At 37.5% G+C, this 22,376-nt stretch carries 28 protein-coding genes and 1 tRNA gene; 13 read left to right on the forward strand and 16 right to left on the reverse strand.

All coding sequences use genetic code 11. From position 1 onward, the window contains the following. Positions 1-68 precede the first annotated feature (68 nt). The 3 genes from HCU67_RS02860 to HCU67_RS02870 form a co-directional block, all read right to left on the reverse strand. The gene (locus HCU67_RS02860; RefSeq protein WP_168551094.1) at positions 69-473 is read right to left on the reverse strand and encodes a hypothetical protein; all 405 of its coding nucleotides are present in this window, start codon (positions 471-473) and stop codon (positions 69-71) included. A 123-nt stretch (positions 474-596) separates the two neighbouring features. Then, complete coding sequence (locus tag HCU67_RS02865) at positions 597-1,010, reverse strand: hypothetical protein (protein WP_168551095.1); 414 nt, start codon at positions 1,008-1,010, stop codon at positions 597-599. A gap of 135 nt (positions 1,011-1,145) precedes the next feature. Beyond that, on the reverse strand, positions 1,146-1,478 hold the full coding sequence (locus HCU67_RS02870; protein ID WP_168551096.1) for a single-stranded DNA-binding protein: 333 nt from the start codon (positions 1,476-1,478) through the stop codon (positions 1,146-1,148). 151 nt (positions 1,479-1,629) lie between these two features. Here HCU67_RS02870 and HCU67_RS02875 point away from each other — a divergent pair, with 151 nt between their 5' ends. From HCU67_RS02875 to HCU67_RS02885, 3 genes are read left to right on the forward strand one after another with little or no spacing between them, the layout of a single operon-like run. Further along, positions 1,630-2,439 carry a lysophospholipid acyltransferase family protein gene (locus HCU67_RS02875; protein ID WP_168551097.1) on the forward strand — a complete coding sequence of 270 codons (810 nt, stop codon included), beginning with the start codon at positions 1,630-1,632 and terminating at the stop codon, positions 2,437-2,439. 55 nt (positions 2,440-2,494) lie between these two features. Next, positions 2,495-2,788: a GNAT family N-acetyltransferase gene (locus HCU67_RS02880; protein WP_210423608.1), complete on the forward strand. Its 294-nt coding sequence runs from the start codon at positions 2,495-2,497 to the stop codon at positions 2,786-2,788. 1 nt (position 2,789) lies between these two features. After that, positions 2,790-3,212, forward strand: a complete 423-nt coding sequence (locus HCU67_RS02885) for a (4Fe-4S)-binding protein (RefSeq protein ID WP_168551098.1) — start codon at positions 2,790-2,792, stop codon at positions 3,210-3,212. Positions 3,213-3,217: 5 nt separating this feature from the next. Here the strand turns inward: HCU67_RS02885 and HCU67_RS02890 are convergent, their stop codons facing one another. Beyond that, complete coding sequence (locus HCU67_RS02890; protein WP_168551099.1) at positions 3,218-5,329, reverse strand: M48 family metalloprotease; 2,112 nt, start codon at positions 5,327-5,329, stop codon at positions 3,218-3,220. A gap of 164 nt (positions 5,330-5,493) precedes the next feature. On the opposite strand from HCU67_RS02890, the gene HCU67_RS02895 reads away from it, so the two are divergent. Beyond that, complete coding sequence (locus HCU67_RS02895; protein WP_168551100.1) at positions 5,494-6,195, forward strand: SIMPL domain-containing protein; 702 nt, start codon at positions 5,494-5,496, stop codon at positions 6,193-6,195. Positions 6,196-6,231: 36 nt separating this feature from the next. After that, complete coding sequence (locus tag HCU67_RS02900) at positions 6,232-6,729, forward strand: DUF6265 family protein (RefSeq protein ID WP_168551101.1); 498 nt, start codon at positions 6,232-6,234, stop codon at positions 6,727-6,729. A gap of 9 nt (positions 6,730-6,738) precedes the next feature. Here HCU67_RS02900 and HCU67_RS02905 read toward each other — a convergent pair whose 3' ends face one another. Next, complete coding sequence (locus tag HCU67_RS02905; RefSeq protein WP_168551102.1) at positions 6,739-7,320, reverse strand: TetR/AcrR family transcriptional regulator; 582 nt, start codon at positions 7,318-7,320, stop codon at positions 6,739-6,741. A gap of 24 nt (positions 7,321-7,344) precedes the next feature. Then, positions 7,345-8,094: an SDR family NAD(P)-dependent oxidoreductase gene (locus HCU67_RS02910; RefSeq protein ID WP_168551103.1), complete on the reverse strand. Its 750-nt coding sequence runs from the start codon at positions 8,092-8,094 to the stop codon at positions 7,345-7,347. 161 nt (positions 8,095-8,255) lie between these two features. Here HCU67_RS02910 and HCU67_RS02915 point away from each other — a divergent pair, with 161 nt between their 5' ends. Genes HCU67_RS02915 through HCU67_RS02925 form a run of 3 tightly spaced genes read left to right on the forward strand, consistent with a single transcriptional unit; the run spans position 8,256 to position 12,342 of the window. Next, a complete protein-coding gene (locus tag HCU67_RS02915) occupies positions 8,256-11,405 on the forward strand; it encodes a VPS10 domain-containing protein (protein ID WP_168551104.1) in 3,150 nt (1,049 codons plus the stop codon). Positions 11,406-11,409: 4 nt separating this feature from the next. After that, on the forward strand, positions 11,410-11,982 hold the full coding sequence (locus tag HCU67_RS02920; RefSeq protein ID WP_168551105.1) for a pentapeptide repeat-containing protein: 573 nt from the start codon (positions 11,410-11,412) through the stop codon (positions 11,980-11,982). Positions 11,983-11,985: 3 nt separating this feature from the next. After that, positions 11,986-12,342, forward strand: a complete 357-nt coding sequence (locus HCU67_RS02925) for a hypothetical protein (protein ID WP_168551106.1) — start codon at positions 11,986-11,988, stop codon at positions 12,340-12,342. Positions 12,343-12,392: 50 nt separating this feature from the next. Here the strand turns inward: HCU67_RS02925 and HCU67_RS02930 are convergent, their stop codons facing one another. Continuing rightward, complete coding sequence (locus HCU67_RS02930; protein ID WP_168551107.1) at positions 12,393-12,863, reverse strand: CBS domain-containing protein; 471 nt, start codon at positions 12,861-12,863, stop codon at positions 12,393-12,395. Positions 12,864-12,985: 122 nt separating this feature from the next. Here HCU67_RS02930 and HCU67_RS02935 point away from each other — a divergent pair, with 122 nt between their 5' ends. The 4 genes from HCU67_RS02935 (at position 12,986) to HCU67_RS02950 (ending at position 17,417) form a co-directional block, all read left to right on the forward strand. Continuing rightward, the gene (locus tag HCU67_RS02935; RefSeq protein WP_168551108.1) at positions 12,986-15,268 is read left to right on the forward strand and encodes a M20/M25/M40 family metallo-hydrolase; all 2,283 of its coding nucleotides are present in this window, start codon (positions 12,986-12,988) and stop codon (positions 15,266-15,268) included. Next, entirely contained in the window at positions 15,261-16,064 is an 804-nt protein-coding gene (locus HCU67_RS02940; protein WP_168551109.1) for an SDR family oxidoreductase, read from the forward strand. The genes HCU67_RS02935 and HCU67_RS02940 overlap by 8 nt, the downstream gene beginning before the upstream one ends. Before the next feature lie 129 nt (positions 16,065-16,193). After that, positions 16,194-16,571, forward strand: a complete 378-nt coding sequence (locus HCU67_RS02945) for a hypothetical protein (RefSeq protein ID WP_168551110.1) — start codon at positions 16,194-16,196, stop codon at positions 16,569-16,571. A 147-nt stretch (positions 16,572-16,718) separates the two neighbouring features. Continuing rightward, positions 16,719-17,417: a tetratricopeptide repeat protein gene (locus HCU67_RS02950; RefSeq protein WP_168551111.1), complete on the forward strand. Its 699-nt coding sequence runs from the start codon at positions 16,719-16,721 to the stop codon at positions 17,415-17,417. A 59-nt stretch (positions 17,418-17,476) separates the two neighbouring features. On the opposite strand, the gene HCU67_RS02955 is transcribed toward HCU67_RS02950, so the two are convergent. Further along, positions 17,477-17,980 carry a hypothetical protein gene (locus tag HCU67_RS02955; RefSeq protein ID WP_168551112.1) on the reverse strand — a complete coding sequence of 168 codons (504 nt, stop codon included), beginning with the start codon at positions 17,978-17,980 and terminating at the stop codon, positions 17,477-17,479. A gap of 65 nt (positions 17,981-18,045) precedes the next feature. On the opposite strand from HCU67_RS02955, the gene HCU67_RS02960 reads away from it, so the two are divergent. Then, positions 18,046-18,987: an NAD-dependent epimerase/dehydratase family protein gene (locus HCU67_RS02960; protein ID WP_168551113.1), complete on the forward strand. Its 942-nt coding sequence runs from the start codon at positions 18,046-18,048 to the stop codon at positions 18,985-18,987. Between the two features lie 12 nt (positions 18,988-18,999). Here the strand turns inward: HCU67_RS02960 and HCU67_RS16710 are convergent, their stop codons facing one another. The 8 genes from HCU67_RS16710 to HCU67_RS02995 form a co-directional block, all read right to left on the reverse strand. Then, complete coding sequence (locus HCU67_RS16710; RefSeq protein WP_282597822.1) at positions 19,000-19,128, reverse strand: hypothetical protein; 129 nt, start codon at positions 19,126-19,128, stop codon at positions 19,000-19,002. Between the two features lie 180 nt (positions 19,129-19,308). Then, a complete protein-coding gene (moaC, locus tag HCU67_RS02965; RefSeq protein ID WP_246865692.1) occupies positions 19,309-19,767 on the reverse strand; it encodes a cyclic pyranopterin monophosphate synthase MoaC in 459 nt (152 codons plus the stop codon). Beyond that, positions 19,749-20,189: a molybdenum cofactor biosynthesis protein MoaE gene (locus HCU67_RS02970; protein WP_168551114.1), complete on the reverse strand. Its 441-nt coding sequence runs from the start codon at positions 20,187-20,189 to the stop codon at positions 19,749-19,751. Before HCU67_RS02970 ends, moaC begins: the two co-directional genes overlap by 19 nt. 23 nt (positions 20,190-20,212) lie before the next feature. Beyond that, positions 20,213-20,284 (reverse strand) — tRNA-Arg (locus HCU67_RS02975). A gap of 42 nt (positions 20,285-20,326) precedes the next feature. Next, on the reverse strand, positions 20,327-20,737 hold the full coding sequence (locus HCU67_RS02980) for a response regulator (RefSeq protein ID WP_168551115.1): 411 nt from the start codon (positions 20,735-20,737) through the stop codon (positions 20,327-20,329). A gap of 97 nt (positions 20,738-20,834) precedes the next feature. Further along, a complete protein-coding gene (locus HCU67_RS02985; protein ID WP_168551116.1) occupies positions 20,835-21,248 on the reverse strand; it encodes a DUF6691 family protein in 414 nt (137 codons plus the stop codon). A gap of 2 nt (positions 21,249-21,250) precedes the next feature. Next, positions 21,251-21,808 (reverse strand): YeeE/YedE family protein, encoded by a 558-nt coding sequence (locus HCU67_RS02990; protein WP_168551117.1) that lies wholly within the window; start codon positions 21,806-21,808, stop codon positions 21,251-21,253. A gap of 322 nt (positions 21,809-22,130) precedes the next feature. Beyond that, positions 22,131-22,337 (reverse strand): YgaP family membrane protein, encoded by a 207-nt coding sequence (locus tag HCU67_RS02995; RefSeq protein WP_168551118.1) that lies wholly within the window; start codon positions 22,335-22,337, stop codon positions 22,131-22,133. Positions 22,338-22,376 lie beyond the last annotated feature (39 nt).

A 22,376-nucleotide genomic window follows, 5' to 3' on the forward strand; every position in this document is an offset into this window, starting at 1 on the left:
TGTCCTTGCTTTGACTTACTGAAAAAAGTGGCTTAAATACACTACCTATCTTCAGGTTTGGAAGCCTATCAGTCAATATTGATTACCACTTGTATACTTTGCTTTTCTTCTTCTGAAAATTCTGCTTCCAATGAAGCTTGCGTAATATAAAATGTTGCCCGGTTATAATAGAATTTACTGTGCACGCAACTTTCTGAACAATCATTAAAATGTAATTGGTAGGCTAAACCCTTACCATTGATATAAATCTGATATGCCTCTTTGCTCTCTATCAAAAGCTGCTCTTCAAAGTTTTGTTGGTCCAACCAATAATCCTGTTCATCTTCAAGATCTATACTTTGCAACGAATCCTCATGATTGGCGTCCCTTAATGCTAGATTGAAAAAGAACTCTGAACTATCAACAGGCTCCTGTTGACCGTAGAGATTTAGAAATGACACTAAAAAATACAGTATGAAGAGCTTACGTTCCATGTTTCTTAGAACGTAGTCTTTTTCTTACTTATTATCCTAATAATTAAAGAATTACTAGTAATGTTGTGAGGCTCCTTTAAAGAATGGTGAACTACCGAATAAAGTAAAAAAGACGGGTTTAAATTATTCCTTCTTTTTGGTTTTCTTACTTTCAGCAGCGTAAACGGCCGTTTCAGTAAGACCTAATTTACCATTAACGACATAATAAGAAATGTACTTAGCGAATTCTTCGCTATGATTGCACCTATCACCACAATGTATTTTGTGTTGGCGGTAAACCTGACTCTTTCCGTCTACATATAATTGATATCCGTTGGGATTTAATTTCTTTAAGCCATTTTCGAAGGCGATTTGATCTATCCAAAAATCTTTTTCATCTTCACTATTTAGACTCTCTAATGAAAGTTCGTATTTGGCGTCCTTAATTCCTAATTCATGGTAGAATTGTGATGCACTAGTTACATTTTGTTCTTGAGCCTTTACCATTAACGGTAAAGCGGCTAAAAATAGAATTATATGCAATGTTTTGTTGTGCATCGTGATATTTACGTAATAATAGACGCAAAAGACTGCGAATCGTTTCACTAATTACCATAAGTTATTGTTAAAAATGCAATACATAAAAGAAAAAAGGGCAAACTGCCCTTTTTTCTGTATAATCTGCACATTTTTTTATTTGCCCAGTAATAAAAGTTCATTACAACGAACTTCGGTTATATAGCGTTTCTCTCCTTCGCTGTTTTCATAAGAGCGGTGTGTCAACTTACCTTCTATCGCCACTTGCTTACCCTTTACCAAAAAGTTTTCTACAATATCTGCCGTTTTACCCCAGGCAACAATATTATGCCATTGGGTATCTTCAATTTTTTCACCTTTTGCATTCTTGAAACTTTCGCTTGTTGCAATACTGAATTTAGCCAATTTATTACCACTTTCTAAAGTCACGATTTCTGGATCTTGACCTAAATTACCAATCAACTGTACTTTGTTTTTTAAGGCGTTCATAATTTAATTTTTATGTGTTAAACAGTTAATACTATCGAACGACTATCATTCGACAATGCAAACATAAAATGGGCTAACTTAGAGACGCGGTTACAAAACATTTACTTTCGGTTGTAAATATTTGTAGTCGTTTGTATTCATTTAAACCCTTATGAATAGTAATAAAACCAAATTGACTTATAGCAGTGAAGGAGACAAAAAAATCAAACGAATTATCATACGTTCTATAGAAAAACTCTCGGGCCAACCCAAACTAGAACAGATGTATAATGAAGTTTTGGCCTTAAATCCATCAAGTGAGGAAATTTGGAAAATATTAATAGACCGGTTAGATCTTAAACTTGATTTTGAACAGTTGGCATTCGACGCGATTCCACAAAAAGAACCCTTGATTTTCATTGCAAACCACCCATTCGGTGTTGTAGACGGTATTGTTTTCGGGCATATGGTAAAACAGAAAAGAAAGGATTTCAAATTTTTGGTGAATTCTGTTCTTTGCCGTGAAAAAGTATTGAACCGTTATTTCTTACCTATTGATTTCGCTACTACCAAAGAGGCAATTCAGACCAACATCAAAACTCGAAAAGACGCGCTGAGATGCATTGAAAATGGAGAGTCAATAGTAATCTTTCCGTCTGGTGGGGTCGCCACTTCAAAACGCCCTTTTAAGAAAGCGGAAGAATTGGATTGGAAAAAGTTCATTCTTAAGCTCATTAGGCAATCAAAAGCCTCAGTAGTTCCATTTTACTTTTATGGCCAGAATAGTCCACTTTTTCAATTTATAAGTCAAGTCAGTATGGATCTTCGCATTTCAATGTTGCTGAATGAAGTGCGCAACAAAGTTGGTAAAACCATCAAACTGGCAATAGGCAAACCCATCACTTTTTCCGAAATGCAAGCTTACAAAGGTGACGAACTACTTGACTTTCTATACAATCAAGTACACCAATTAGCAAAATAGTTTCGATTCATTTTCATGTACTTCCTTTCGTTATCTTTAGAAGAAATAAATAATAATGCCATATACTTTAGTTGATAACGAAGAAAAGAAACGCTATGAATTTCAGCTCCCTGAACACATACCTCACGTTGAATATATTCGAACAAAAGATAAAATATATCTTACGCATACTGAAGTTCCTACAGAGTTGGAAGGCCAGGGTATTGGATCTGAACTGATAAAACAAGCTCTAGAAGATATTGACAAAAAGGAACTTACATTAGTTCCACTTTGTCCCTTTGTTGCCCATTACATCAAAGAGCATCCTAAATGGAAAGAACTTGTTTTAAAAGGAATTAATATTGGATAATATGGATAAGGAAATTGTAAAGGAATATACGATTGGTGATTTCACCGTGGTCTGGAAACCAAAAAAATGTATTCATTCAGAAATCTGCTGGCGAACTTTACCTGAGGTATATGACCCAAAAGGAAAACCTTGGATTAAACCAGAAAATGCTTCAATTGAGGAACTAAAATCTCAAATTAACAAATGTCCTTCTGGGGCACTATCTTATAAAGAAAAAGGAGAAGTTGAAATGGAAGAAACAAAAATTACAGAGTGTACCGTAGCAGAAAACGGTCCTCTGTTGGTCAGCGGGACAATAAAAGTTGTTCTGGCCAATGGTGCTGAAGAAATCAAAAAAAGATCAACTGCTTTTTGCCGATGTGGAGCTTCTCAAAACAAACCCTATTGTGATGGGGCACATAATAAAATCGGATTCGAGGGTTGAAATTCTTATGTGATTTTTGCCTTTTCTTGTAGTTCTTTGTGAAATTTGAGTAGTATTCCGATGCTTTTTTGCTCAACCCGTTGACAGTGTACAACGGCATTTTCTAAAGTGTTGGCTATTCTATCAAATCCACCATTCTCAAAAATATTGCCTGTCTCTAATTTAAAAGAACCGCCATCTACAATGGCTTTTTGAAGTTCGTCAACTGTCTCAATATTGGGCAATGGCACAAAATCGTGGTCGGCCAAATTTAGAATATCTTCGTTCAAGGCAGCGACGGACTGCTTTATTGTGTGCTGTAATGCATTGATCATACCTTGGGTAATCTCACCTTGGGCCTGTGCATCGTTTACCTTTTGATAAATCTTGGCCTTAGTGTTCGAGATGGTTTTATAAAGATTGACCAATACACGATGTTGTTCATAATACTTCAATAGTTCTTGGTTATGGCCCGCTTTAACGGCCAATGCATAATGCGAAGAGAAAAAAGAACTATCCCAAGCCTTGAAGGTTTCGTTGTAAAGTTTCTCTCGTTGATTAACCAAATACTCATACCCTTGTTGCAGGTTCTTTTTGTTGTACGTTAGTCCATGCACACTAAATGCTTTTTCTTTACTTGTGCCTTCAGCAATCTGTTGTGCTTTGAGCATAAGTTCTTCAAGCTCATTAATCGGTTGCATCAGCAATTTCAACTCATCTTTAAGTTTGTCAAAGACCGTCTTATCCGGTATTCCTAGTCTTTGTGATTCGCTGGCCAACACTTCTTTTTCCGGAATTTCAACAAACCGATTTTTAAAGGTATCGGCATATTCTTTTGATAAGGCCTCATCTGCGGTTTCTGCTTGTATAAAAGCCTCGAAGATTTCTGTTGTTACGAAGTTTTTTGGTTGCTTGTTGATATATTGCTCGTAAATCAAACGCGTCATTTCTTCCTGTACCCTATCCTTTTCCCCAAATAAAATCCATGGGGTACGGGCATCCTCTTCACAGTGTACATAAGGAAATTTTGCATTGTCTTCTCGTTTATCATTTGGTGGATGACTTGCGTACATGCTTACCTTAGATACATCTGACGTAGAAAAATACTGTTTGCCACCTCTTGGGTCACTGGGCAAATTTCTTATCAAATCTTGCTGTTTTTCAGAATCCCTAGAAATTGCCAATGCATTGTGATGGTAAAGATTTTTAACAAAGTTTTCTTTTTGTGAGGCCAAATAAGCACTGTTTACGGTTCCATTCCATTTGGCAACTCCATTATCCAATTTCCAAAGGGCTGAAATAATGGCATCACTGCCCGAGGTACTCACGGCTACTTTATCTGCGTTAAACTCCATTTCTCTTGAAAGTTGCGAATACATAATGTTGAGAAATTGATAAAACAGCGCCAATACTTGTCTTATTATCCAAATTACTGGCGTGATGACCCAAGCTGCTGCTGACAGGCGAATATCAGAACTCCGCCATTGGTCCAACAGGTCGTCCCATTTATCCCTAGAATAGATCATACCATGAATCACTGTATTGGCCGAAATTATATAACTGCCAATTTTCATACTGCGCTGGGCAAAATGACCAAACTCGTGACTTATTACAGCTTTGAATTCTGATAGGTTCAAACAATCAACAAGTCCCATACCAATGGTGAGGTCTTTACGAACCGGAAGAAACAAGCTTAACCACATGTTGGAATAAGAGACATAAGCATTTACATCTGGGTCCACGTAAATATGTCTGGGTTTTGGTGCTCCGGTCTCTTTACAAATCTGATTAATGAAGGCCCACAAATCTGGATGATCCCCTTTTTCTAATTTGATACGATTGGCTGGCTTGTTATTTTTTAGCTTGAAAATAAACTTTAAGGTAAAAGCAAAAAGCATGGCCGCTCCTGCAATGGCACCCGCTTTCATAAGTATGGTCAATTTGTTTACACTGCCCATGTCATAAATTACGGCGTAGTATACTAGAAAACCGAGAGAAACGACGAGGGCTGTATACAGGACGAAAAACAACAGAATGGACAAAATTGCCAAAAATGCCTTGAATTGGTACGATGGCGTTAAACTTGTCAGTTTCTTATCTGTAGTTACTGGACTTGAAGGGTAAAAAGAAGCAATCATTTAGATTTGGTTAGGGTTTGGTAATTGTACTAACGAAGTTTACTAGAAAATGGTATTGTAATTGCTCTATTCGAAAATGAAAAAAGTTACATTTGAGGATACCAACAATAGTCTTTTTAAACTTTGCGGTATTCATAAACACTAAAACTGAAAATTAAAATAGGATGAGAAAGCTTGTATTAACACTCATATGTATTTTAGCTATTAACAGTATTATGGCACAAACCCGAAATTTCCTCGACATTCCATATCTCGAAACCTCTGCCCGGGTTGACACCTTGGTTTCCCCAGATAAAATCTATTTAAGTATAACAATACAGGAAAAAGATTCAAAAGATCGAAAATCTGTAGAAGAGCAAGAAACCCAAATGGCAAAAAGTCTTGAAGCCCTGGGGATTGATATCGATAAACAGCTGACCATAAAAGACCTTGCGAGCAACTATAAAAAGTACTTTTTACGGTCTAAAACAGTGCTTAAAAGCAAACAGTTTTCCCTTTTGGTTTATGATGGATTAACCGCTGGCAAAGTGATGGCTGCACTCGAAGATTTGGATATTGCCAATACCTATCTAGAAAAAACCGAGTATTCCAAAATGGATGAGCTAGAACTTGAATTAAAATCTAGGGCAGTAAAAAAAGCAAAGAAAAAAGCAGATGCCCTTACCAATCCACTCGGACAAAAGGTTGGGATAGCAATTCACATTGTCGATAATTCACAGCCTTATTATCCTAGCTATAACCAGCCTCGATTAGAAATGCGCACTATGGCCATGCAAGATTCAAGTGCTCCAGCGCCTTTGGATATAGGTTTTGAAAAAATTCGCGTAGAAAGCACTGTAAATGTGAAATTTGAATTGTCCAAATAATCGCCTTGTATTCGTCTTTAAGTAAAAGTCAACAATATGAGGGTTATTCTTATTCTTTTAGTAGCATTTAGCTATACTACGCTAACCGCGCAAAAAACATTCAAACTAACAGAAGGCGAAACTTCTCCAAATGCCACGCTCGAACAAGTAGCTTGGGTTGCAGGACATTGGAAAGGGGAAGCCTTTGGTGGTGTTGCCGAAGAAATTTGGAGTGAACCTCTCGGTGAAAGTATGATGTTCGTATTTCGATTAGTGAATGATGGCAAAGTATCTTTTTATGAATCAGGACACATCAAACAGGTAGGGGAAACTATTATCATGCAACTCAAGCATTTCGATGGAAGCCTAAAGGGATGGGAGGAAAAAGACCAAACCGTCGATTTTAAACTGGTGAAAATTGGGGAAGACAAGGTATTCTTTGAAGGTCTGACCATGGAAAAAATTAGCGAGACCAAAATGAACGCTTATGTGTTAATTGAAAGTGAAGGCAAAAAAGAGGAGGTGCTATTTGAATACCATAAGAAAAAATCCTAAAGTGGATTCTTAATCGAGTATCGATAACCCGGCATCAGCGACTTTCTGAAGTTTTTTTTGATTGGTATCCACTTTAGATACTACCCGAATTCCATTATAAAGGGTGTAAAGCATCAAACCCAATTCATTGGCATTTTTAGATTTAGGTATTTCACCACTATCAATGCCCTGTTGTACGTAACTTGAAAATAGCTTCTCGACATAATCTTTATGTTCAAGAAGTACACGTTCAATTTTTGTATGGCCTGGTATTAATTCTGTTGTGGTATTCACTACGAAGCACCCTTTTCGGCAGGAATCCGTGGTTGCCTCTTCAATCGCGGTCGCAAACAATTTCTTGAAACCCAACTTAACCGAAGTTTCCTCACGAAATAATGCCTCCAACCAACTGCCCGCAGATTCTCGATACTGGGCAAAAGCTTTATCGAACAGTTGTTCTTTACCACCATAGGTATCGTATAGACTGGCACGATTTATTCCTAAATGCGAGACCAAATCTTGCATTGAAGTAGCATGGAACCCTTTTTCCCAAAAGAGTTCCACTGCTTTTTTCAACGTTTCTTCTTCACAAAACTGTTTTGAACGTGGCATTTTAGAATACTTGTTCCAAATTTACTACACTTGCGCAAAACCGCCATCTACCGGAATTTCAGCTCCTGTTATGAAACTGCTATCTGCTGATGCCAAAAACAAGGCAGTAGTAGCAATTTCTTCAGAATTACCAAAACGACCTAAACTAATCATAGAGGGAAAATTCGCGGCCATTTGGTCAATATTTTCTTGTGGTACATTGTGCTTGCCATATATTGGCGTATCAATTGGACCAGGTGCAATGGCATTAACCCGAATACCTCGTGGACCAAATTCTGAAGCAAGTGTACGAGTAATAGACCTGAGCGCGGCCTTACTGGAACCATATGCCGCCATACCCGCGAAACCTTTTACATTAACAATGGATGTATTGAAGATGATACTCGCCCCTTCATTCAAATAATCATAAGCCGATTTAACGGTAAAAAGTGGACCTTTTACATTAATATTATGAACCTCATCATATATGGCTTCGGTCAGTCCATCAATAGTTTCAATTCTAAAAATACCCGCGTTTAAGAATAAGATGTCAATTTTTCCAAAAGCTTCAACCGTGCTTTGAATTAAGCGATCACTATCAGATAGATTCGAAGCTTCTGCGTTGACCAATAAATAATCTCCTGACAATTCCGGTCTAAGGGCATTTAGTTTTTCTTCACTCCTACCTGTTAAAACTACCTTGGCCCCTTCCTTGAGGAACAATTTGGCGGTTTCAAGGCCCATTCCGCTTGTGGCACCTGTTACTATGGCGACTTTGTTTTCTAATTTTTTCATGACTTTAAATTGAAAATTTGTTTGAATTCTATTTTAGAACGATTGTTCCAATACAAACATATTTATTTTAGAATAATCATTCCAAAATAAATTCACACTTTAACAGCGCTTTAATATTTTATGTTTCCTTTTGTATCTTCCTTACTTTAAAATCCAACCAAATGAAATCTGTCAAATTCCTTCTTGTATTTACTTTGATATTGCCCTTAGTTCTAAATGCACAGCGTAGAAAAAAACAAGAACAAAAACCAACAATTGAACTTAACGACTCTCTTTATTCTGGTCTCAAATGGCGGAATATTGGACCTTTTAGGGGTGGGCGAAGTGTTACTTCTACAGGTGTTGTTGGCCAACCCATGACCTATTATATGGGGACCACGGGTGGTGGAATCTGGAAAACCATTGATGATGGAATTACTTGGAAAAATATATCTGACGGTCAATTAAATACAGGTACCGTTGGTGCAATTGCTGTTGCAGAAAGCAATCCAAATATCGTTGTAGTGGGCATGGGTGAACATGCGGCTCGAGGTGTTATGACATCAATGGGTGATGGTGTCTACAAATCAACAGATGCAGGTAAAACTTGGAAACATATCGGTCTTGATGAGACTCGCCATATTTCAGATGTGATCATTCATCCAACCAATCCTGATATTATTTTTATTTCAGCTCAGGGAGCCCAATACGGCCCATCGCAACAACGGGGTATCTATCGCTCAATCAATGGTGGCAGCAGCTGGGAAAGGGTTTTATTTGTCGATGAGAATACGGGAGCCTCTTCGTTATCAATGGATATGAACAACCCTATGATTCTTTACGCAGCCATGTGGCAGCACCGCCGTTATCCATGGACTATGGAATCTGGCGGTTCCTCTTCGGGTATCTACAAATCAACCGACGGCGGAAGTACGTGGAATCAGCTAAAGGAAGGTCTTCCTAAGGAATTTGGAAAATCGGGCATTTCGGTCTCAAGGGTAAATCCTGAATTGGTATATGCGGTTATTGAGGCAGAAGGTACCAAAGGAGGGGTTTACAAATCTGTGGACGCTGGTAAAAAATGGAAACAAGTAAATAAAGACCGAATCAATATTGCGCGCTCATGGTATTACATGGAGATTTTTGCCGACCCACAAAATGAAAATATCGTTTACGTTCTAAATGCACCTGTTACCAAATCAATTGATGGTGGCCGAACCTTTACCCCATTACCTACTCCACATGGTGACAACCACCATTTATGGATACATCCACATAACAATCAAGTTATGATCAACTCAAACGATGGGGGTTCAAATGTTTCCAATAATGGAGGAAAAAGCTGGAGCACGCAACAAAATCAAGCCACTTCTCAATTTTATAGGGTTATCACTGATAATTTGGTCCCTTACAATGTTTATGGCGGACAGCAAGATAATTCAGCAATTTCAATAGCCAGTCGCACTAACGATGCTGGCATTGATTGGAAGGATTGGCATTCGGTTGCTGGTTGTGAGAGTGCATACCTTGCCTTTGACCCTGATAATCCTGAGATTGTTTATGGTGGCTGCTACCAAGGAATTATTGAAAAATGGGTGAAAGCCTCAAGAGAGGGAAAACCTATAAAAGCATACCCTGAGCTTGGACTCGGAAAGGTACCTGAAGATTTTAAATATCGCTACAATTGGAACGCACCAATTATTAGTTCTCCCCATGACCGAAATACCATTTATCATGCAGGTAATGTCGTTTTTAAAACAACGGATGGTGGCCAAAGCTGGGAGGTCGTAAGTCCAGATTTAACTCGAAATGAGAAAGACAAACAAGGTCCTGGTGGAGGCCCTTATACGAACGAAGCTGCCGGAGGTGAGAATTACAATACCCTCATGTATCTTACTGAATCCACACATGAAAAGGGTGTTCTCTATGCAGGAAGCGATGATGGCCTGGTACATATAACAAAAGATGGCGGTGCGAATTGGAAAAATATCACTCCACCAAATATTGGTAATGGCATCATTAATAGTATCGAAGTTTCACCCCATGATCCTGCGACAGCTTATATCGCTGTTATGCGCTATAAGTCTATGGATTTAAAACCTTATATCTTTAAAACAACGGACTACGGCTCTTCGTGGACCAAAATTACTAATGGCATTACCGATAAACACACCTTCGTTAGAGCGGTTAGAGAAGACAAAAAGAAGAAAGGATTGCTTTATGCGGGTACCGAAACTGGGTTATATGTATCAATGGACGATGGCGCTAATTGGCAAAAATTTCAGTTGAACCTGCCTCTGGTACCAATCAACGATCTGGTAATTCAAGATAATGATCTTGTGATTGCTACTGCCGGTCGTTCTTTTTGGATATTAGATGATTTAGGCGCTATTCAAAGTTCTTTTGACACAAGTCAAACATTAAGAATTGTAAAGCCAAAACCTAGCTATAGAATTTTCGGGGGTTACCAAGAAAAACCTAGACCAGGGCTAGGGCAAAATCCGAAATCAGGAGTCACTATTGACTACTATTTACCGCAAAAAATGGATACTGCCCAGTTAAAGCTTGAGATACTGCAAAATGGAGAAGTTATTCGCAGTTATACCAATCAAAAGCCAAAAGGCTTTAAATCATGGCCTGGTGGACCTCCAAAACCACAAGTACTACCAAGTAAAAAAGGATACAATCGTTTTACTTGGGATTTCAGAAAAGAGGCCATACCCGCAGTTGAAAAGGTTTTTGTTTATGGTAATTATTCAGGTACTCGTGTGGCCCCGGGCACCTATACCTTACGTTTGAGTTCATCTGGCGAAACCGTCGAAACTTCCACAGAAGTGTTGGCCAACCCAAAAATTAAAGCTTCGATGGCTGATTATACTGAACAGCTATCCGTGCTCAATCAAATTGAATCCGCACTTAAAAATATTCATGGGGCCGTAAACCAAATGCGTTCGGCTAAAAATCAACTAAAATCATACAAGAATTTACTGGAGGATAATGAAAGTGCAAAAGAACTTTTGGCAAAAGGAGACAGTTTACTAAAACGCATCAACAACTGGGAAGCCAATTTAATTCAACCAAAACAAAAGACGTTCCAAGACGTAATCAATTTTCATAATCAGCTCAATGCAGATTTCATGCACTTAAAAGGTTTTGTTGATACAGCCGAACCTAAGGTGACTGAAGGTGCTAAGGCAAGGTTACAAGACTTAATAAATGCTTGGGACGCTTATGACAAGGAGAAGACTTCAATCGTTGAAACTGAAATGAATGCATTCAATACAAGTTTTAAAGAATTGGATTTACCAGCCATAATTCTGAAGGAGGAATAACCGTATGAATGAATTTATCCAGGACAAAGAATTTAAAAAATTAGACTTCAGCAAGGATAAACTTCCAAAAGGTAATTATGAATATTGTCGTTTTTATGATTGTCATTTCGAGAAAGGCTTCCTTGACAATCAACATTTCGTGGAATGTCATTTTGAAAAGTGCAACTTGACCAATGTGAATGTAGCCAATACCCAGTTCAACGATGTAATGTTTGATACGTGCAAATTGGTTGGTGTATTATTCGAAACTTGTGACCCATTGCTTTTGAATTTTCAATTTAAAGGATGCAATTTATCATTGGCTAGTTTTTACGAGATGAAATTACCGAACACCTATTTTGACGATTGTATTCTTCATCAAACAGATTTCACTTTGAGTAATCTGACCAACACCAAATTTTTTAATTGTGATTTAAAAAACGCTGTCTTCGAAAGAACCAATTTAAAGGGAGTTGATTTTTATACGGCATTTAATTTCGAAATTGACCCAGAGCTAAATACCCTAACGAAGGCCAAGTTTAGGCAAGAGAGTCTCATTGGTTTATTGAAAAAATACGATATTGTGGTGGAACACTAAACCATGGAAGCTCGAAAATGTTTGGAATGCGAAACGGAAATCCGTGGTCGGGCCGATAAGAAATTCTGCTCCGATTACTGTCGCAACGCGCACAATAACCAGCTTAATAAAGACAGTAAAAACCTAGTTAGAAATATCAATAATCGCCTTCGAAAAAATTATCGCATCTTAAGTAGTTTTGACTTAAAAGATGGGAAGACAGCAAAAACCACCAAGACTCGTTTAATTGATAAAGGTTTTGATTTCGAGTTTTTAACCAACATCCTAAAGACTAAGAAAGGAACAAACTACTACTTTGTATATGATTTGGGTTACCGTGAACTTGAAGATGACTATTATTTAATAGTCAAAAGGGAATAAAAAAGGCCTTCATTAAGAAGGCCTTTTATACAATTATAAAAGCGTTGATTTTACTTCCAGTTCGCACCACTTAACTTAAGTGCTGCCACGACAATGTCTTTTCGACTTATCTGGCCAACCAATATACCATCTTTCATTACTGGTAATCTTCTACGATTATGGCGGTCAAAAATACCAGCCGCATCAAATATGGTCATATCATGGGGTATTGTCTCAACATTTTTTGTCATAAATCGCTCAACACTCTTATCCAATATTGGTTGATTGAAATAACGACTTTCAGAAATCTGTTTCATACAATCGGCTTCTGAAATAATTCCGACCAGAAAACCACTGTCATCCATCACCGGCCCTCCGGAAATTTTGAATTTGGCAAAAGCCTCCATTACTTCTAAAATTGATTGTTGAGGTGAAAATGTGACCAACCTTTTGGTCATATAATCGGAAACCAATATTGGAGCTTCGTTTTCTTTCTTCGAATCTACCTTGGCCCTGACACCTTGAAAACTTTTGATTGCCATACTACTTACTTTTTAGGTTGATTTATCAATTTAAGATTTTTTTTACAATTTCCCTATTGTTTTGGCAATCAAAACATTGGGTGAATTCAATATTTTATATTTTAGGGGCAACTGATAACACTATGAAAAACTCACCAACACTCGCACTTCTATTGTTGGTTCTGGCCACTTTCTGGACATTTAAATCGCTAATGCCCAAATATGAAAAAGACGGTGATCTTGCTAAGACTAAGTTTTCAACTGACCGCGCCCTCGAACATGTTAAGTTAATGTCAGGTCAACAACATGGAGTTGGTTTTGAACCAGCACATCAAAATGTACATGATTATATTGTTGATTACCTCACTCAATTAGGTCTGGAGCCTCAACTTCAAGAAGGTTATGTTTTGTCTGAAGCCTGGGGCAATTTATGTTACGCTAAAAACATCATGGCTCGCATTAAGGGTACCGAAGATGGGAAGGCTTTAATGCTACTATCCCACTACGATAGCAGCCCTCATTCTTCATTTGGCGCGAGCGATGCTGCCAGTGGGGTCGCTACCATACTTGAGGGCACAAGGGCATTCTTAGAGGAAAATAAAAAACCAAAGAATGATATTATCCTCCTTTTGACCGATGCGGAAGAAATAGGTCTTAATGGAGCTCAACTTTTTGTAAATGAGCATCCATGGATTAAGGATGTTGGTTTAATCCTAAATTTTGAGGCAAGGGGCAGTGGTGGGCCAAGCATTATGTTGATGGAAACCAATAGGGGCAATCAAAAGCTAATTACTGAATTTGTTAAAGCCAATCCAGAATATCCAGTTGCAAATTCCTTGGTATACAGCATATACAAAATGCTACCCAACGATACTGATTTAACCGTTTTTAGAAGGGATGCCGATATTGAAGGCTTTAATTTTGCTTTTATTGACGATCATTTTGACTACCATACATCGTTGGATACTTTCGACAGGCTAAATAAAGAATCGCTATCCCACCAAGGGAGCTATTTGATGCCACTATTATACCACTTTTCAGGAGTTGATTTAACGAATTTGAAAAGTTTGAACGACATTGTATATTTCAGTATTCCACTATTCAATGTAGTTACTTATCCCTTTGATTGGATTTGGGGTCTTTTGATACTTGCTACTATAACCTTTAGTATTTTAATTGTAATTGGTTTTCGAAAAAAAGTACTTACCCTAAAAGGCATTCTTTTGGGATTTATCCCAATGCTTATTGTCTTAATCCTCACTGGCCTGTATGGTTACTTCTTTTGGGATGGCCTTACCTGGTGGTATCCTGGGTTCAAAGACATGCTACATGGCTTTACCTATGTGGGTCATACCTATATCACAGCCCTTTCATTAGTAAGTTTGGCCACATGCCTATTGATTTATAGGGAGTTTCAAAAGGTTTCAACTCCTAATCTACTGGTTGCTCCAATTTTTCTTTGGTTAATCTTATGCACGATATTGAATCTCTACTTAAAAGGGGCAAATTTCTTTTTAGTACCACTTTTCGGTCTTTTGGTGGGGCTTTTAGTTTGGATTAATCAAAAGCAACCGAATCCTCATCTCTTGGCATTTCTTGCATTACCAGCTATTGCCATCTTTACACCATTTATAAAAATGTTTCCGGTTGGTTTGGGCTTAAAAATGATGATTGCAGCCACTTTGATGACAACCTTTACATTCTTTTTTGTGCTTCCCTTTTTTGGCATATTTAAGAGAAAACGCGCTTTGGCTGCAGTATTGTTATTGGTTTTCTTTATTCTAAACCTATATGCACATTTGAACAGCTATTTTTCAGAATCGATGCCCAAACCAAGTTCATTGGTTTACGTTTATGATAACGATAACCAAAAAGCTGAATGGGCAACTTATGATAATGTGCTGACAGATTGGAACAGTCAGTTTTTGCAAAACAAAATGGGAACGGAAGAGGGTGATGCCAAGAAAACCATAACTAGCAAATATGGTAGTCGATTCAGATATGTTGCCGAAGCACCTTTAAAACAAATCAAAACCCCAGATTTACTTATTGAGCAAGACACCATCATTGGTGAATACCGTAAGTTGAACCTTTGTGTAAAACCGAATCGTAATGTAAATCGTCTAGAGGTCTATAGCAACCAAAATTTTTCGAAAGCGAGGGTCAACGGCATTGAATTTTCTGAAGACTATCTAAATAATATGGGGCAACGATTATTGACCCACCAAATCTCAAATAATGCTGCAACAGAAATAGAATTACAATGGTCAAAGGACGAGGTATTAGAATTAGGTTTTTACGAATCCTCAAATGATTTACTTGAGCATTCACTATTCACGGTTCCTAATCGACCAAAAGATCAAATACCAATGCCTTTTGTGCTAAATGATGCGATTCTAGTGACCAAAACCTTAACTTTTGAATAAGCAGATTGGCGTTTTAGGTTGTGGTTGGCTGGGTCTTCCTTTAGCGAAACATCTCGTTGATCAAGGAAATATTGTTTTTGGAACAACCACATCATCTAAAAAGTTATTTGAGTTGCAACAGGCTCGAATTAAACCATTTCAAATAGAGTTGGGAGAGGAACAAATCTCAGGAGATATCAATGGTTTTTTACAAGACTTGGAAATTTTGATATTAAATATTCCACCTAAACTTAGAAAACCACCCTTTGAAGATTATGTTCTTAAAATCAAGCATCTAAAAGATAAAATCATAGACTCGAGACTTAAAAAGGTGATTTTTATTAGTAGCACTTCGGTGTATGGAGATGTCACTGGTGAAATAACAGAAGAATCAAAAACTAGCCCCAATACGAAGTCTGGCAAAGCACTTTTGGAATGTGAACAAATGTTGGCTCAAGAACAAAACTTTAATACCACGATTCTAAGGTTTGGGGGACTAATCGGAAAAGATAGACATCCTATCACTTTTTTATCAGGCAAAAAAAATTTAACCAATGGCGATGACTTCATTAATCTAATTCATCAAAATGATTGTATTGGAATTATTGAGAAGGTAATCAATGAAGAACATTGGGGAAAAGTTATTAACGGAGTTTACCCAAATCACCCTAAAAAGCGTGATTATTACATCGCAGAAGCCAAAAAAAGAAATCTGCAAGTGCCTGATTTTGTTAACACTAACTTAAAATCAACCAAAAAAATTATTAAAAGTAGGAATTTTCGTTATTCCTACTCTTTTCCTATAACCACAACATAATGTCCTTTCACATCACCCCTGATTGGTTTCACAACTTTGCTTCTTAACATCTGTTAATTCCAAGACCAAATGCCGTCTTAGCAGCGTAGGTTATTGTAATTTTATATTCGTAAAGAAATGGATATCGTGATGGAGAATTCCAGATTGGGTACTAAAATATTAACAGAAATCGAAAAGTTGATAGACAACAGTCTTGATGCTAGCGGTGCCCCATTGGATAATTTTGAGGAGTTTCACAAAGCACTTTTAAAAAATCATTACAAAGCAGCTTGTGCAACAATTGATTATCACCGACACCGGGTGAAAATGGATATAATCATCAATGAAGAAGATTATCAACCGCAAAAGATAAATATGATATTGGCTACCGTTCCAATGAACATATTTTTTAAAGACCTGGCAGATTTTTTAAAATCATGCTTGGACAGTGATGTAAAGAACTTGGCCTTTTATGCCAGATTAATTCGATTTTACACTAATCGGGATATTGCCCTTTTAGCCGTTTAACGAATACATATTTGAATAGCTATTTTGCTAGTCATTAGCACCCCTCAATAAAAAACCGCCATTAGGCGGTTTTTTTGTTAATAGCCGTTCTCAAGTGCTGTGGTTAGTGGATATTTTTTAGATTTGCCGCACTTTAAACCAATGATGATGAAAAAATTAGCTCCAATTTTAATCGTTTTGTTATCGATTAATTTGAATGCACAGAGCAAAAGTGAATTACAAAAGCATTTCGAAGCCTATTATCAAGAAATGCGATTGCAGGCAGATGTTAGTGGTGTAATCAGTGCATTGACCCATCTTAACGTGATTGCCCCTTCAAAGGAACGCCGTGATACACTGGCTTACATCTACATGAACAATAATCAGCATTTACAGGCCCTAAATACTATTGGGATAGAAAAAAACCCTGAAGACTCTGACCTGGCCGTACAAGTGAAAGCGGTATCCTTAAAGTCAATCAATCAACCACAAAGGGCTTTGGAGCAATTTAAGGTGTTGTACGAACGCAACCCCAACCCTTTCCTAGCTTATGAAATTGCTGATCTTCAAATTCAAACCGGTGATACCGATGGGGCTGCCATTAACATTGAATATGGTCTTGCAAATTCACAAGATGATATGAAACATGCTTTTTTCGAACGCCAACAACCTTATGAAGTCTCGTTGAAAGCTGCATTTCTTCATTTAAAAGGTCTTTTGGTCTTCAATCAAGATAAGAACAATATTGAACAGGCCATTGGTTTCATGGACGAGGCCCTAAAATTGGAACCAAGTTTCAATTTAGCAAGTTTGAGCAAACAAGCACTGGAGTCTAGAAAAAATGAAGGTGAAACTGAAGGAAACTAGTTCCAACTTTAATTTTAACAAATCTATAAGCAGAAGAAAATTCTTCTGCTTTTTTTTGACTAAAAGGATTCGTTCAATATCAATTCAGTATCCAAGGTGTTGTTCACTATGGAATTCATTTGGTTTCGAAGTGCATTGTAAGCTGACAACATTTGTTTAAGTCCTTCCGTTACATCCAAATTATTGGCTAAACCTGCCTTAATTTTAAGCAAGAATGTGCGGAATACTTTTTGCCTACTTTTAATTTTCGCTGTATCAAATTTTTCAGGGTATTCCCCTTCTCTCAACACTTTCTCCGAATCAAGTAAGTCATTGATTGCAAGAATCAAATCTTCTTTGGTCGTGGCTTGGAACATCACATCAAAACCTCGTTCCAATTGGGCGAATTCTTTCCAATTCGAACTAATTGAAATAGCCTCACCCTCAAGTTTTAAAACATTTGGGGTGCCCTGAAACGTAAACAAGCTTATTTCAGCAGAATCACCGTTATCAGCTGTTTCTGGGGCTTTTCTACATCCACCCACTGCCAAGATCAAAACCAATGTGCATAAAAAACAACGCATAAAACGAAAGTACAACTTTTGGGAAAAGCTATCTTTGTTGCAAATAGAATTAACTCCTCTTTACCATGACCAAATCAATACTAATTTTAGGGGCTTGTGGCCAAATTGGCACCGAACTTACCATGGCCCTAAGGGCAAAATATGGCCAAGAAAACGTTGTGGCAAGTGATATTAGGGAAGGTAGTGATACCATAATGCAATCCGGTCCTTTTGAGCTATTGGATGCTACAAATTATGAAGCCATTGAAGATGTGGTAATGCACTATGAAATAGAAGAAGTTTATTTAATGGCGGCCATGTTGAGTGCTACGGCAGAAAAGTTTCCTATGCGAGCCTGGGATCTTAATATGAATTCACTATTTAACGTCCTCAACCTCGCAAAAGAAAAGAAAATCGATAAGATATTTTGGCCTTCCAGTATAGCTGTTTTCGGTCCAAATACACCAAAAGAGAATACGCCTCAACATACACTAATGGAACCCAGCACGGTATATGGCATCAGTAAGCAATCAGGAGAGCGTTGGTGTGAATACTACCATAACAAATTTGGTGTAGACGTTAGAAGTGTGCGCTATCCCGGTCTTATCAGTTGGAAAACCTTACCTGGCGGAGGTACCACTGACTATGCGGTTGAAATTTTTCATGAAGCACTTAAAGTGAATTCCTATACTTGCTTTTTACAAGAAGGTACCCGATTACCAATGATGTTCATGGATGATGCGATTAGGGCTACCATTTCAATTATGGAAGCAAATCCGGAAAAACTGACCATACGATCTTCCTACAATCTGGCTGCGATGAGTTTTACTCCTGAAGCCGTGGCTGCTAGTATAAAAGAACAAATCAAGGAATTCGAAATCTCATATTCTCCTGATTTTCGCCAACAAATTGCAGATTCTTGGCCAAGTAGTATTGATGATTCTTCATCAAGGGAAGATTGGGGTTGGCAACATGAATTCGATTTAGAAAGGACAACACATGAAATGTTGTCTAACCTGAAAAATTAAAGTGTAGAAGGCTTAATTAATATTCTCAATAACTTTTAAACCAATTCTAGTTAATGCGTATAGGGTTCCTAATATCATTACTAGATAAAAGACAATCATCAACTCTGCATTTTCTTCTTTTCTTTCTTTCTTGACTTCCATGACATTAATTTTTCTGTTCTCGAATTTGAAAACGCCAAAAGGAAAATAAAATTGGATGATTGATAGAAGATTAACAGCGCTGTAAGAATAATACTGCTAGAATGTTAAAATCGAGATCAAAAATTAGTGAAGATTCTTAGCGTATTTGAAAATTAGATTTTATTCGGGGTACATACGATATCAAGTTAAGCTCTGATTTCTAATATCAGACTTACCCCCCGTTTTCTCAAGCAATTTGATGTCTTTAATTTCAATACCCTTATCGATGGGTTTCAGCATATCATACATGTTTAGCGCTACTACACTCGCACCGTGCATGGCTTCAACTTCTACGCCAGTTTTATAAAAGGTTTTAACGGTCACCCTAATAATTATATTCAAATCGTCAATTTCGTATGCTATTCCGGCATATTCAATTGGCAGCGGATGACAATCAGGTAGTAATTCCGGGGTTTTCTTTAAACCTAAAAAACCAGCGGCTTTGCTCATTGCAAATACATCACCTTTCGGAACTGTCTTTTTCTTAATTGCATCAATTGTGAGCATAGAACCAACCCTAACCACTGCTTGTGCGATTGCTGTTCTATGTGTGTTTTGCTTTTGGGTAATGTCTACCATTTTTATGTATTCACTTTCCATTTATAGGAATCATCTTCAAAGAGTTCCTTTCCAAAAACGGGAACCTCCTTTTTGATTTCCTCCACGATGTGATGTAATCCTTCAAAAACTTCTCTTCGGTGTGCAGAAGAAACTAAAACGAACAAGCAAATCTCTCCAACAGCAACTTTTCCCGTACTATGAAAAATAGAAATGGAACTTAATTCAAATTTCTCAAGTGCGGATTGTCTAATTGCATCAAATTTTTGCAATGCCATATTTTCATACGACGTATACTCAATGGCTGAAACCGTTTTTCCATCAATTGTATCGGCTCTTACCTGTCCAAGGAAAATATCGTGCGCCCCAATACCAGTATTTGACTGCAAATTGGTTAAGCAATCAGCGATAAATTCTGGGGAAATCGCACCTTCTATAAACACTTTTTGAAATTTCGTTTGCATACATTAAAGGTAGCTAAGAAAAGTAGCCCCGGCAAGAATCGAACTTGCATCTAAAGTTTAGGAAACTTCTATTCTATCCATTGAACTACGGGGCCTAAAAAGATGCGTAAAAATAAAGCTTTTGGGTAATACGGAAATTATAACGCCAATTCGGAAGAGCGTTTTGGACCAAAAACCTTTTCAAGGTTTAGCTTTGTCAAAGGCTTATCGAAATATCCTGCTATCATCGAATGCTGTTTAGCTATTTCTCGGTCTTTTGAGTTACTGAAGGCAGAAAGAATAAATATTGATGGTTGTATATTACCTTGACAAAGAACTTCAAGATTTTTTATAAAATCCCATCCATCCATGCCGTCCATACTTAAATCTAAAAAAATAATCTCGGGTAAATTTTTTGATTCTTTGAGTAAAGCACTGCACAATTCAAGTCCCTCTTCGGCACTATTACAAGTGATGACTTCACCATCTTCTACATATTGCTTTAAGCAGTAACGCGTTGCAAATTGAGAGACCATATCATCGTCGATAATACAAATAGAATCAACCACAAAAATTTGGTTTAGGGAACTTTGATTTCAAGAACAATACTAGCTCAAAATCTTAGCCGACCACAATAATTGTTGTGTACTTGCTTTTTTTGTTGGTTTAGTGGGGTAATTTAGGCTTAAGAAGGCCATAAACAAAGGTTCCAGCAACTGCGCTGCCAAGTACAATAAGGATTGGCCAGAATCCAGCACCCGCCAAAACGTACATTGGTCCCGGACATGCACCTGCAAGTGCCCATCCTAAACCAAAGAGCACACCACCAATCGAGTATCGAATTATTGATCTTTCTTTATCGGCTATATTTAACTCATCTCCGTAAAACGACTTTGTACCTGGTCGCTTTGCCCATTGTGTAAAAACGATTCCCAAAAATAAAGCTGAACCAATAATACCATACATGTGAAATGAATCGAATTGGAACATCTCGTAAATACGGAACCAAGATGCTGCCTCTGATTTGAAAAGAACAATTCCAAAGAACGTTCCGATAAACAAATAAATAAAACTTCGCATACTTAAAAGATTAAAGGGAAAAGTAAGTGTACCATCAAAAGACCTCCAGCAAAAAAACCAATTACAGCTATCAAAGATGGTAGCTGCAGGTTACTCAATCCAGAAATTGCATGTCCGGAGGTACAACCACCCGCATATCTCGCACCGAAACCGACCAAGAAACCACCAACAATCAATATTACCATGGTTTTTACATCAGAAAATACAGTTAAGCCGAAGAGCTTTTCGGGCATGTAGTTGATTCCACCATCATTGAATCCCAAAACCTTTAGTTTTGCGATTGTTTGCTCAGAAATAGCCACGGCATCATTTGGAGACAAAAAATTCTGTGCAATAAAACCACCCAACAAAACACCAAGGGCCACAATTAAATTCCAACGTTGTGCGCGCCAGTCAAATCGAAAAAATTCAGCGATTCTTCCTGCACCAGCAGCAGAGCAGAGGGTTCTCAGATTTGAAGACATTCCAAATCGCCGCCCAGTCAATATCAATAAGGCCATGGTAAGGGCAATCAACGGCCCTGAAACATACCAAGGCCACGGCTGTAAAATCACATCCATTGTTTAAATTTTTACGAAGATTGGACAATTATTCGCAACAAGAAGTAACCTAGGTTACAAAACATAATTAGTAAACGATATTGGGCAAAAAATATCGTGAAAGCCTAGTCAACTTGATAAATAACACCAGTGAATTTTGGCTATCTGCTTCTTTGCGGTAAAGCAAATTCAGCTATAACCAACATCGCGATTATTAAAATCGCTAGACCGACAATTGCCACTAATTGACCAATTGAATCCAACATTAAAAATGTGAACAGCTGTATAAGTTTAAAATCTAATGCAAGCTATTGGAATCAGATTCCAAACGGTATGATTTTTATCAGTTCTTGACTTTGCAGGTATTCAGGCCAACAAGGGTATACAAAGGGCAAAAGCTAACAAAACTGGTCAAAAGGAAAATTACTCCAACTGAAATTAACACATAAGCCAGAATGCCTTGAATTATACCCAAGAAGTATAAAACAGCAATAATTATCGCCGCTAGTATTCGTATAATGCGGTCGGTATTTCCCATATTCTTTTTCATCGCTATAATGTTTTGATATACTCTATAATTAAGACAATA

The organism is Croceivirga thetidis, assembly GCF_012272815.1.
Classification (GTDB): domain Bacteria; phylum Bacteroidota; class Bacteroidia; order Flavobacteriales; family Flavobacteriaceae; genus Croceivirga; species Croceivirga thetidis.

What these genes read in the sequence shown, in the direction of transcription:
- HCU67_RS02905 (WP_168551102.1), bottom strand. Translation starts at nt 7,320, where the DNA reads ATGCCACGTTCAAAACAGTTTTGTGAAGAAGAAACGTTGAAAAAAGCA.
- HCU67_RS02890 (WP_168551099.1), bottom strand. Translation starts at nt 5,329, where the DNA reads ATGATTGCTTCTTTTTACCCTTCAAGTCCAGTAACTACAGATAAGAAA.
- HCU67_RS02915 (WP_168551104.1), top strand. Translation starts at nt 8,256, where the DNA reads ATGAAATCTGTCAAATTCCTTCTTGTATTTACTTTGATATTGCCCTTA.
- HCU67_RS02875 (WP_168551097.1), top strand. Translation starts at nt 1,630, where the DNA reads ATGAATAGTAATAAAACCAAATTGACTTATAGCAGTGAAGGAGACAAA.
- HCU67_RS02910 (WP_168551103.1), bottom strand. Translation starts at nt 8,094, where the DNA reads ATGAAAAAATTAGAAAACAAAGTCGCCATAGTAACAGGTGCCACAAGC.
- HCU67_RS16710 (WP_282597822.1), bottom strand. Translation starts at nt 19,128, where the DNA reads ATGGAAGTCAAGAAAGAAAGAAAAGAAGAAAATGCAGAGTTGATGATT.
- HCU67_RS02970 (WP_168551114.1), bottom strand. Translation starts at nt 20,189, where the DNA reads ATGCAAACGAAATTTCAAAAAGTGTTTATAGAAGGTGCGATTTCCCCA.
- HCU67_RS02990 (WP_168551117.1), bottom strand. Translation starts at nt 21,808, where the DNA reads ATGGATGTGATTTTACAGCCGTGGCCTTGGTATGTTTCAGGGCCGTTG.
- HCU67_RS02925 (WP_168551106.1), top strand. Translation starts at nt 11,986, where the DNA reads ATGGAAGCTCGAAAATGTTTGGAATGCGAAACGGAAATCCGTGGTCGG.
- HCU67_RS02880 (WP_210423608.1), top strand. Translation starts at nt 2,495, where the DNA reads ATGCCATATACTTTAGTTGATAACGAAGAAAAGAAACGCTATGAATTT.
- HCU67_RS02920 (WP_168551105.1), top strand. Translation starts at nt 11,410, where the DNA reads ATGAATGAATTTATCCAGGACAAAGAATTTAAAAAATTAGACTTCAGC.
- HCU67_RS02860 (WP_168551094.1), bottom strand. Translation starts at nt 473, where the DNA reads ATGGAACGTAAGCTCTTCATACTGTATTTTTTAGTGTCATTTCTAAAT.
- HCU67_RS02930 (WP_168551107.1), bottom strand. Translation starts at nt 12,863, where the DNA reads ATGGCAATCAAAAGTTTTCAAGGTGTCAGGGCCAAGGTAGATTCGAAG.
- HCU67_RS02870 (WP_168551096.1), bottom strand. Translation starts at nt 1,478, where the DNA reads ATGAACGCCTTAAAAAACAAAGTACAGTTGATTGGTAATTTAGGTCAA.
- HCU67_RS02950 (WP_168551111.1), top strand. Translation starts at nt 16,719, where the DNA reads ATGAAAAAATTAGCTCCAATTTTAATCGTTTTGTTATCGATTAATTTG.
- HCU67_RS02985 (WP_168551116.1), bottom strand. Translation starts at nt 21,248, where the DNA reads ATGCGAAGTTTTATTTATTTGTTTATCGGAACGTTCTTTGGAATTGTT.
- HCU67_RS02995 (WP_168551118.1), bottom strand. Translation starts at nt 22,337, where the DNA reads ATGAAAAAGAATATGGGAAATACCGACCGCATTATACGAATACTAGCG.
- HCU67_RS02895 (WP_168551100.1), top strand. Translation starts at nt 5,494, where the DNA reads ATGAGAAAGCTTGTATTAACACTCATATGTATTTTAGCTATTAACAGT.
- HCU67_RS02865 (WP_168551095.1), bottom strand. Translation starts at nt 1,010, where the DNA reads ATGCACAACAAAACATTGCATATAATTCTATTTTTAGCCGCTTTACCG.
- HCU67_RS02885 (WP_168551098.1), top strand. Translation starts at nt 2,790, where the DNA reads ATGGATAAGGAAATTGTAAAGGAATATACGATTGGTGATTTCACCGTG.
- moaC (WP_246865692.1), bottom strand. Translation starts at nt 19,767, where the DNA reads ATGGAAAGTGAATACATAAAAATGGTAGACATTACCCAAAAGCAAAAC.
- HCU67_RS02935 (WP_168551108.1), top strand. Translation starts at nt 12,986, where the DNA reads ATGAAAAACTCACCAACACTCGCACTTCTATTGTTGGTTCTGGCCACT.
- HCU67_RS02945 (WP_168551110.1), top strand. Translation starts at nt 16,194, where the DNA reads ATGGAGAATTCCAGATTGGGTACTAAAATATTAACAGAAATCGAAAAG.
- HCU67_RS02900 (WP_168551101.1), top strand. Translation starts at nt 6,232, where the DNA reads ATGAGGGTTATTCTTATTCTTTTAGTAGCATTTAGCTATACTACGCTA.
- HCU67_RS02955 (WP_168551112.1), bottom strand. Translation starts at nt 17,980, where the DNA reads ATGCGTTGTTTTTTATGCACATTGGTTTTGATCTTGGCAGTGGGTGGA.
- HCU67_RS02960 (WP_168551113.1), top strand. Translation starts at nt 18,046, where the DNA reads ATGACCAAATCAATACTAATTTTAGGGGCTTGTGGCCAAATTGGCACC.